General features: G+C 72.4%; 4 protein-coding genes. 1 reads left to right on the top strand and 3 read right to left on the bottom strand.

The window, feature by feature from the left end; all coding sequences use genetic code 11:
- The first annotated feature begins 13 nt into the window (after positions 1 to 13).
- Positions 14 to 4,141 carry a non-ribosomal peptide synthetase gene (locus ACAV_RS18070; protein WP_013596025.1) on the top strand — a complete coding sequence of 1,376 codons (4,128 nt, stop codon included), beginning with the start codon at positions 14 to 16 and terminating at the stop codon, positions 4,139 to 4,141.
- 105 nt (positions 4,142 to 4,246) lie between these two features.
- Here the strand turns inward: ACAV_RS18070 and ACAV_RS18065 are convergent, their stop codons facing one another.
- The 3 genes from ACAV_RS18065 to ACAV_RS18055 form a co-directional block, all read right to left on the bottom strand.
- Positions 4,247 to 6,448 carry a TonB-dependent siderophore receptor gene (locus tag ACAV_RS18065; RefSeq protein WP_013596024.1) on the bottom strand — a complete coding sequence of 734 codons (2,202 nt, stop codon included), beginning with the start codon at positions 6,446 to 6,448 and terminating at the stop codon, positions 4,247 to 4,249.
- 111 nt (positions 6,449 to 6,559) lie between these two features.
- The gene (locus ACAV_RS18060) at positions 6,560 to 7,648 is read right to left on the bottom strand and encodes a GNAT family N-acetyltransferase (protein ID WP_013596023.1); all 1,089 of its coding nucleotides are present in this window, start codon (positions 7,646 to 7,648) and stop codon (positions 6,560 to 6,562) included.
- 17 nt (positions 7,649 to 7,665) lie between these two features.
- Positions 7,666 to 8,529, bottom strand: coding sequence for a formyltransferase family protein (locus tag ACAV_RS18055; protein ID WP_013596022.1), 864 nt, complete (start codon positions 8,527 to 8,529; stop codon positions 7,666 to 7,668).
- Positions 8,530 to 8,559: the final 30 nt, after the last annotated feature.

Here is an 8,559-nt window from a genome sequence, read left to right as displayed (position 1 = left end):
AGACGACCACCGCATGACCACCGAAATGCACGAGCTCTCGCGCCGCTTCGCGGCCCTCACCCCTGACAAGCGCCAGGTGTTCCTGGAGCGGCTGCGTGCCAGCGGCATCGGCTTCGAGGCCCTGCCCGTGGTGCCCCGGGCCGCCGCCGGCGAAGCGCCCATGGCCTATGCCCAGCGGCCCCTGTGGCTCGCGTGGCAGCGCGATCCCGCTTCACCGGCCTACAACCTCGCCGGCCGCATGGCGCTGCCGGATGGGCCGGGTGCGCTCGACGCGCCGGATGCCGCCGCGGTGCACCGCGCCCTGGCCACGCTGGTGGCTCGCCACGCCGCGCTGCACACCTGCTTCGGCTGCGACGCGCAGGACCAGCCGGTGCAGCGGGAAGACCCGCAACAGCGCTTCGGCTGGTCGGTGCGCGAATGGAGCATGCCCCGCGCGCAGGCGCAGGAGGCCCTGGCCGCGCAGGCGCAGGCCTTCGCCATAGAACCCTTCGACCTGGAGCGCGGCCCCGTCTTCCGTGCCTGCCTGCATGTCTTCCCCGAAGGCGCGCCCGAGCTGGTGCTGTGCGTGCACCACATCGCGGCCGACGGACAGTCCATCGGCCTGCTGCTGGCCGAATTGCGCGCGCTGCTCGCCGCGCCGGGTGAAGCGGCAGCCGTCCCGGCGGCGCCGGGCGCGGCAGCGCTGGGCTATGCGGATTACGCCGCCTGGCAGCGCCACTGGATGGAGGCCGGCGAACTGCAGCGCCAGATCGGCCACTGGCGCGAGCGCCTGCGCGACGCGCCGCTCGCGACCGCGCTGCCGCTGGACCGGCCCCGCACCGCGCGGCGCGGCACGCAGGGCGGCATGGTTACAGCGGTGCTGGACGGGGCCGTATCCGCCTCGCTGCGCGCGCTGGGCCGCGCGCATGCGGCCTCGCCCTACCTGGTGTGCCTGTCCCTGCTCGGGCTGCTGCTGCATCGCCTGGGCGGCCAGGACGACCTGTGCATCGGCGTGCCCACCACCACGCGGGACCGGCCCGAGCTGGCCGGCGTCGTGGGCCATTTCACCAACGTGCTGGTGCTGCGGCTGCAGGCCGATCCGGCCTGGACCTTTGCGCAGTGGCTGGAGCATGTGCGCGACCGCTTCGTCGAGGCCAAGGCCCACCAGGAAGTGCCGCTGGACATGCTGGTGGACGCGCTCTCGGTGCCGCGCGTGCCCGGCCTGCATCCGCTCTTCCAGGTCAAGTCCACCCAGCAGCAGGCCGCACCGCGCGGGGCGCAGAAGCAGGCCGCGGCGGCTGGAAGCATCTCCGTGGACGAGGTGCATTTCGACCTGAGCGTGGACGTGCTGGACGATGGCGACACCCTCTCGTTCGGCATCGCCTACGCGGCCGACCTGTTCGACCGCGACACCATCCTGCGCCTGTCCGACGGGCTGCGCCTGCTCGCGCGCCAGGCGGCCGGCGGCGGCATCCCGGCCATCGGCCAGGCGGCGCTGCCGCCCGTGCCCGAACTGCGCGGCGAAGACAACGCATGGCCCTGCGCGAACGTGCTGGAGGCCTTCGCCGCCGCCGCGCGGCGCGATCCCGCCGCCCCGGCCATCGCGGCGGGCGGGCGCACGGTCACCTGCGCGGAGCTCGACCGCGCGAGCGCCGCCTGGGCGCAGCGCCTGCAGGCCCATGGCATCCGTGCGGAAGACCGCGTGGCCGTGTGCCTGGAGCGCGGCCCGGAGTTCGTGCTGGCCTGGCTCGCGGCGATGCGGGCGGGGGCCGTCTGCGTGCCGCTGGACCCGGCGCTGCCGCCTGCCCGGCGCGACGAACTGCTGCACGACTGCGGCGCCGCCCTGCTGGTCGGCGATCTCCCTCACCCTCCGGAAGGCGTGCCGCAGTGGCGCATGGATTTCGGTGCGTCCGGCGGTGCGCCCGGCGGTCCGGCCACCGCGCCGCCGCCTGCGATCCGCCCGCTGCACCCCTCGCAGGGCGCCTACATGATCTACACCTCCGGCTCCACCGGGCGGCCCAAGGGCGTGGTGGTGCCCCACGGCGCGCTGGCGAACTACGCCCAGGGCGTGCTCCAGCGCCTGGATGTGGGGCCGGGCCGCTGCTTCGCGATGGTCTCCACGGTGGGCGCGGACCTGGGGCATACCGCGCTGTTCGGCGCGCTGTGCTCGGGCGGCTGCCTCTACCTGCCCTCCACGGCCGAGGCGTTCGACCCCGACGCGTTCGCGGCCGGCATGGAGCGCTGCGGCGCCGACGTGCTGAAAATCGTCCCCAGCCACCTGCGCGGCCTGCTGAATGCACGCCATCCCGCCGCGGCGCTGCCGCGCCATACCCTGGTGCTGGGCGGCGAGACGGCCGACGACGAACTGCTGCGCACCGTGCGCGCGCTGCGCCCAGGCCTGCGCATCCTCAACCACTACGGCCCCACCGAAACCACGGTGGGCGTGCTCACCCATCCCGCCGCGCCGCCGGACGAGGGCCCGCGCGGGTTCACCGCGCTGCCGCTGGGCCGGCCCCTGCCGGGCATCCGCGCCCATGTGCTGGACGCCCGCCTGGAGCCCGTGCAGCCCGGCATGCCCGGCGAGCTGTACCTGGCCGGGCGCGGGCTCGCGCGCGGCTACGCCGGCCGGCCCGGCACCACGGCGGAGCGCTTCGTCGCCTCGCCCTTCGAGGCCGGCGAGCGCCTCTACCGCACGGGCGACCGCGTGCGGCTGCGCGGCGATGGCGCACTGGAATTCCTCGGGCGCGCGGACGACCAGGTCAAGATCCGAGGGTGGCGCGTGGAGCCCGCAGAGGTCGCCCAGCGCCTGCGCGAGTGCGCCGGCGTGGCCGATGCGGTGGTGGTCGCGCGCGCCCGCGAAACCGATGGCGCCATGGCCCTGCATGCCTACGTGGTGCCCGCCGATGCCGGTGCGCCCACCGATCCCGGCGCGCTGCCGGCGCAACTGCACGCGCAGTTGCAGGCGGCACTGCCGGCCTGGATGGTGCCGGACCACATCCTGCCCATCGCCGCGCTGCCGCTCACGCCCAACGGCAAGCTCGACCGCCGGGCCCTGCCGCTGCCCGCCGCCGCTGCGCCCGAGGAAGCCGCCCGCAGCGAGCCCCCGCGCGGCCCCCTGGAAGCAGCGATCGCCAAGGTATGGAGCGAGGTGCTGCGTGTCGATCACGTCGGCCGCGACGACAACTTCCACGCGCTCGGCGGCGATTCCATCCTGTGCCTCAAGCTGGTCGCCCGCCTGCGCCGGCAGGTGCCGGGCGGCGCGCAGGCGAGCCTGGCCGATGTCATGCAGTCCCCCACGCTCGCGCACCTGGCGCAGCGGCTGCGCGAACGCTTCGAGGGCGCGCACGACGCGGTCTGCCTGCAGGAAGGCGGCGACGGCGTGCCGCTCTACTGCCTGCCCGGCATGGTCGTGAACACGCGCGAATTCCTGCCGCTGGCCGAAGCGCTGCGCGGCGAGCGCACCGTGCATGCCTTCGTGAGCCATGTGTACACGCGGCAGCGCTGGCGCGGGTTCGCGGTGGAGGCCCTCGCGGCCGAGTACGCCGACTTCATCGCGGCCACCGCCGCGGGCGGGCGGTGTGCGCTGCTGGGCTGGTCCTCCGGCGGCGACCTGGCCGTCGAGACCGCACGGCGCCTGCAGGGCCGCGTGGAGGTCGCCTTAACCGCGCTGGTGGACGTGCACCGCACGGAGCCCCTGCGCGCCGGCCGCCCGCTGTCCGCGGCGGAGCGCGCGCAGGCGCAGGCCCGGCTGGATGCCTGGCTGGCCGCTTCCACCATGGCCGACCGCTGGCGTGAGCTGCTGGCGCGCATGGGCGATGAAGAACGCGACGGCGTCCTGCAGCAACTGATCGATGCCTCCCAGCCCCTGCCGCTGGACGGCGAGGGCGAGGACAGCCACGAATACCTGCTGTGGACCACGCTCGACAAGCGCATGCAGGCCTGCCGGCACACGCCTGCCAGCGACGGGCTGCCGGTCCACCTCTTCCAGGCGGGCCGCTCCGTGGAAGAGGGCGCGGCGCTGCGCGACTGGTCCACGCTCGCGGACGTGCGCGGCGTGCAGGTCGTGGAAGGCGCGGGGCACCTGGACATCATCCGCCAGCCCGCCTTCATCGGCGCCCTGCGCGACGCCCTGCGCGCAGCCGACGGCACCCCACGCGCCTGAAGGGAAGGCAGGCGCCTGAAAACGCCTGCCTGAACGAAAAAAGGGGAGCGGCGCACTGCCGCTCCCCTTCGCGTTTCCGGCAGGCCGAGGGCCTTCGAGCCGCTCTTACCAGCGGTACGTGGCCGTCGCCACCACCCGGCGCGGATCGCCGTAGTAGCAGTTGCCGTACTGGTCGCAGTTGCCGATGTAGGTCTTGTCGCCCAGGTTGCGCACGTTCAGCGCGAAGCTCCAGCGGTCGATGTCGTAGCCGATCATCGCGTCGAACACGGTGAAGGACGGCACCTTCGCCGGCGCCGCGTCCAGGTCGCCATGGTTGGAGCCGGTGTAGCGCGCCCCCAGGCCCACCTTGATGCGGTTCGCGAACCGGTAGTCCACCCACAGCGCCGCGGCGTTGCGCGACACCGCCGTGAGCGGCTTGCCGATCTCGCGGGCCGTGCTGCTGGCCGTGATCTTCGCCGTGGGCGTGTAGCTGTAGGAGCCCACCACGTTCAGGCGCGGCATCAGCTCGGCCGAGGCTTCCAGCTCCAGGCCGCGCACCTGGATCTCGCCGGTCTGGCGCGGCACGAAGTTGTCGTCCGCGGTCAGGTAGTTCTTGCGGCGCAGGTCGAAGATGGCGGCGCTGTAGCGCTGCTTGCCGCCCTCGGGCTGGTAGCGCACGCCGGCCTCGTACTGGCGGCCGGTCTCGGGCTTGAACGGCTGGCCCGTGGCCGGGTTGCGCATGGCCGTGGGCACGAACGATTCGGTATAGCTCACGTACGGCGCCCATCCGCCTTCGGCCAGGTAGGTCAGGCCGGCGCGCTTGGTCGCCTTGTTTTCCGACACCCTGGTCTGGCTGCCGTCCAGCCGGCTGTCCGCATCGCTGGTGGCGCGGTCGTAGCGGGCGCCCAGGGTGAGCACCCAGCGGTCGCGCCACTTGATCTGGTCCTGCAGGTAGAAGCCGGTCTGCGCGAGCGTGGCGACCCCGTCGTACCACGGCGCGGGCAACTGCACCGCGCCGCCATACACGGGGTTGTAGATGTTCAGCGGGCTCGCGGAGCCGCCACTGTAGCTGACCTGGTCGATGCGGGTGCGCTGGTATTCCAGCCCGGCCAGCACGGTGTGCTGCACGTCGCCCGAGCGCAGGCGCGCCTCCAGCTGGTTGTCCAGGTTCAGCGCGTGGATGCGCTCGTTGCTGCCCGACACCGTGCGCCGCAGCGTGGAGAAGTTCGCCGGATCGCGCGGGTTCGCCGGGTTCACGGTGATGAAATTGCGGCCCTGCACCGCGGTGTAATCCACCTCGAGCCGGCCGTAGCGCGCGTTCTGCCGCACCGTGAAGGCATCGTTGATGCGGTGCTCGAACAGGTAGCCGATCATCGCGGTGTCCATGTCGAACCGGTTGTAGCCCGGCTCCCCGGCGAACAGGTCGCTCGGGATGGTGGTGCCGATGGCTGTCGGCACCAGCGAGCCCACGGCCGGCCGCGTGCGCGAGTACACCCCCGCGCGGGTACGGCCGAACTGCGACAGCACGGTCAGGCTGGTGTCGCTGGAGGGCTTCCACGTGAAGGCCGGGGCGATGAACGTGCGGTCGTCCTTCATGTCGCCCGCCGGCAGGTCGGCATCGCGCGTGAGCGCGGTCAGGCGGTAGAGCAGCTTGCCGTCATCGCCCACCGGGCCCGAGACATCGGCCGCGATCTGGCGGCGCCCGTGGTCGCCGATCTGCACCTGCACCTCGCGCAGCGGCTCGGCCGTCGGGCGCTTGCTCACGGCGTTCACCAGCCCGCCGGGGCCGCTCATGCCGTACAGCACCGAGGCCGGGCCGCGCAGCAGCTCGATCCGCTCGGCGCCGTAGCTCTCCACCGGCCAGATGCCCCAGTTGCCGTTGTTGCGCAGCGGCATGCCGTCCAGGTAGAAGCCCGGCGAATAGGCATCGAAGCCGCGCAGCGAGATCCAGTCGTAGCGCGAGTCCGCCCCGAAGCGCGTGGGGATCACGCCCGGCGAGTAGCTGAGCGCGTCCTTCACCGTGCGCGCGCCCTGCGCCTCCATCAGGTCCGCCGGGATCACCGAGATGGACTGCGGCGTCTCGATCAGGGGCGTGTCCGTCTTGGTGGCGGTCGCGCTGCGGCGCGCCGTGTAGCCATTCACCCGGCCCGTGGCGCTCTCCTCGGCGCCGCCGGTCACCGTGACCGTCGGCAGGGTGGTGGAGCCGGCGGAGGCCTCCTGCGCCCCCGCCAGCGGGGTGGACAGCACGGCCGCGGTGCCGAAGGCTGCGGTGATGGAAGCGTGCAGCAGGCGCTGCCGCGCAGGCCTCGCGGCGGAAACATGGCGCATCGGAAAACCCCCTTCAGAAATGGAATAAGTGCAGAAGTGCGGAATGCATACGAATTGTAATGAGAATGTTTCTTATTAACCAGTGCGCAGTTACGTTTTTTCCGTGACTGCTCATGTCCGGGGCAGCCACAGGCCGTCGTAGAAGTAATGCTCGCGCAGCAGCATCACCAGCTGCGCGCGCTTGTGCGGCAGGTCGAACTCCTTGACCTTCGCGTAGCCGGACTTGTCGAGGTTGCGGATCTGCTGGTGGTGGTCGATGCGCGGCTCGCCCAGGATGCGCTGCGTGCGCGGGTCGCACAGGAACAGGTAATGCGAGATCGAGGTGAGCCAGGCGGTGGCGAAGGCCTTGCCCCGGAACGCCGGCTCCCCGACCAGCACATGCCAGCCGCGGTCGTAGTCGTGCGCGTCGTAGAAGGGCGCGATGCGGCTTTCCTTGGTCCAGTACGCCTCGAAATACGCGAACGGCTCGCCGTCCAGGCTGGCGATCATCGAATGCATGTGCGGATCGCGGGCGATCCCCTCCAGATAGGCGCGGTGCTTCTGCAGGTCGCCTTCTTCTTCCCAGATCACCGCCACGTCCGGGTCGTTCATCCAGCGGTTGAAGCGCGGCAGGTCCTCGTCGATGTCCAGGCTGCGGAATGTGAACGTGCGCTCCAGCCAGGGGATGTAGCGCTGGTAGAGCAGCCCGCGCGGCTTGGGCGCGCGGCGCGGGTGGTAGCGGCCCTCCGTCAGCGCGAAGCGCTGGGCCATCGGCGGCGGCACCTCGGGCCGCCAGAGCCCGGGCTGCTGCCACAGCGTATCCCGGCAGGCGCGCCAGCTGCCGTCCGCCGCCGGCAGCACTACGCCGGCCTCCGCCAGCGCGGCCAGGGCCTGCGGCTCGGCGGGGTGCAGGGCCAGGTCCCTGCATTCCGGATGCGCGGCAAAGGCGGCGTCCAGCGCCGCGAGCGCGTGCGCTGCCGGCGCCGGCCGGGCGCCCTCCGCGGTGGGCCGCAGCGCCAGGTCGCCGCCGTGCCCGGACAGGGTCCAGTGCGATGCCGGCTCCGCCGGCCCGCCCTCCACCTGCAGGGAGGATCCGTCGATGCGCACCGCATGCGCCTGCCCGTCCGCGTAGGACAGGAAGGGCCGGCCGGCCCCGGCCTGGGCGTTCGCAGGAGCGGAGGAAGGGGAAGAAGTCGGGGTATGGGGCGTGGCGAATTTCACGGTCTGTCTCCTGGTCCTCAAGGGTGGAATGGCGAAGCGGGCCGGGGCGCGCCCGACAGGTGCGGGGCCAGCAGTTGCAGGCCCTGGTGGAGCGCGGGGAACAGGCTGCGGTGGAAGTTGTTCCAGCGCAGCTCCAGGATCGTGTCGGCCGGGTCGATCGGCGTGCCCAGCACGTCGTAGATCACCTCGCCCGAATCGATCCCGTCATCGACGTAGTGCAGCGACGCGCCGGTCCGAAGGATCGGCGTGACCGGCTCCGTGGCCATGCGCTGCCAGTCGGTCACGCGCTCGCCGCGGGCCCCGTGCAGGGCGTCCAGCGTGGCGTGCGCACCGCGGCGCCGGTAGGGCGACTCCAGCCGGGTGATGCCCGGGTGGATGTTCACGATGCGGCGGTGGAACGGCGCGCCGGGCTGCACCAGCGCATCCAGGATGACCAGCAGGCCGTCGAGCACCACGATGTCGGCCTGCAGCGATTCGAGCGTGCGCTGCAGCGCGGCCTCGAAGGCCTGCTTGCCGGCCGCGCGGCCCGGATCGGCCAGCGGCAGGCGGCGGTACTCCGACGGCACCGGCCGCAGCAGGTCGCGCAGCTTGCGGTCCTGGGTGGCGAGTTCGTGCGGAAAAATCCAGCGCTCCCCCGGCGTGCAGGTGAAGCCGTAGCCGTTCAGCGCCGCGCGGTCCCGCGGCGATTGCGGGTCGTCGTCGAACACGATGCCCTCCAGGGAATAGGCTTCCCCGAGCGGCGTGGTGTCGAGCGCATGCGCCAGGTATTCGAGCGGGGAGGGCATGTAGCGCCGCCCGCCGCGGTAGTCGATGAACTGGCCGGCCTGGTCGGCGGCCGCATTGCGCAGGGACAGTATGTAAACGAGCTTGGCCTGTGGCATGGAAGGGCAGGGGTTGGAGGTCGGAACGTT

Source organism: Paracidovorax avenae ATCC 19860 (genome assembly GCF_000176855.2).
Taxonomy (GTDB): domain Bacteria; phylum Pseudomonadota; class Gammaproteobacteria; order Burkholderiales; family Burkholderiaceae_C; genus Paracidovorax; species Paracidovorax avenae.
Note: the sequence above shows the minus strand (reverse complement) of the source record. Positions and strands in the feature narration are given on the sequence as shown.